2 protein-coding genes are annotated in these 1,367 nt (G+C 42.5%); both read right to left on the bottom strand.

Annotated elements, in window-relative coordinates; genetic code table 11:
* Positions 1 to 61 precede the first annotated feature (61 nt).
* Positions 62 to 718 (bottom strand): potassium channel family protein, encoded by a 657-nt coding sequence (locus V7654_RS18260; RefSeq protein WP_335432159.1) that lies wholly within the window; start codon positions 716 to 718, stop codon positions 62 to 64.
* A 12-nt stretch (positions 719 to 730) separates the two neighbouring features.
* Positions 731 to 1,367, bottom strand: a 637-nt coding sequence (locus V7654_RS18255) for a potassium transporter TrkG (RefSeq protein WP_335432157.1), incomplete at its 5' end; no start/stop codon positions are given.

Raw genomic sequence — 1,367 nt, 5'->3', positions numbered from 1 at the left:
ATTTTATACTTTCTTATCCCACAAAAAAACAGGCTGTTTTCACAGCCTGCCTCAATACTATTTATTTTACTTTTGAAAACTTGTTTAAATCTCCATTTTCCCCAAGGACAATCAAGATGTCCTCCGCTCTTAACGTTTTCTCCGGATCTGGTGAAATGTCTACCTTAGAACCGGTTTTAACTCCGATAACCGTTATATTGTACTTTGCCCGCAGGTTGATTTCGATGAGGTTCTTGCCTGCCATGCTCATTGGGAGCTTGATTTCTTCAATACTGTAATCATCTGAAAGCTCGATGAAATTCAGCACATTTGGGGATGCCATCAGCTGATGGGCTACCCTTTCCCCCATATCTCTTTCAGGGAAGATTACTTTGTCCGCGCCAACCTTGAACAACACCTGTGCATGGTGCTTGTTAAGTGCTTTTGCAACGACATTGGCTACTCCCATTTCTTTTAGGATCAGGACCGTCAGAATACTCGCCTGGATATCATCGCCTATCGCCACGATAACTGTATCAAAGTTTCTTATTCCAACTGCCTTGAGAGTTTGTTCGTCAGTTGAATCGCCGATAACCGCATGGGTGACATGCTCTTTATATTCCTCGATATATTGCTCTTTTTTATCAATTGCCAGTACTTCGTTTCCTTCATTGTACAAGGAGGTCGCAACACTTGACCCGAAACGACCCATCCCAATTACTGCATATTGCTTTGCCATAAAAATATCCTCCTACCCAATCATCACTTTTCCAGCAGGATAACGGTAATGATCTTCTTTTCTTTTTTTAGCTACTGCAAAAGCTAGTGTCATCGGTCCAATACGGCCCGCGAACATCGTAAATGTTATCAATATTTTTCCCAATGGTGACAGTTCAGGAGTCAATCCCATTGACAGCCCGACTGTTGCAAAGGCGGATACTGTCTCGAAGAACAACATCAGAAAATCTTTTCCCGGTTCTGTAATAGTCAACACCATTGTAACGAAAATAATTAAGAATAGTGCGATGAGTGTTACTGTAAGTGATTTATAAATAATCGTGTAGTCCATTCTTCTGCCGAAGAACGTGACATCCTCCCTGCCCCGAATTTGCGCTTTTACGGCGCCCATCAGAATGGCAAATGTAGTGGTCTTGATACCGCCGCCAGTTGAACCTGGGGATGCCCCGATAAACATCAGAAAGATAATCAGGAATAATGTCGTTTGTGTTAAGTCACCAATATTCAATGTATTGGAGCCGGCAGTCCTTGGCGTCACAGATTGATAAAAGGAACCTAATATTTTCCCGGCCATCGAGAGTGGTTTCAAAGTGGCTGGATTGTTATATTCAAGTATAAAGATCAGCAGCGCACCGCCAAGTACAAGAACA

Source organism: Bacillus sp. JJ1609 (assembly GCF_036967045.1).
GTDB lineage: Bacteria > Bacillota > Bacilli > Bacillales > Cytobacillaceae > Mesobacillus.
The sequence above is the reverse complement of the archived record's forward strand: the minus strand, read 5'-3'. Positions and strand labels throughout refer to the sequence as shown.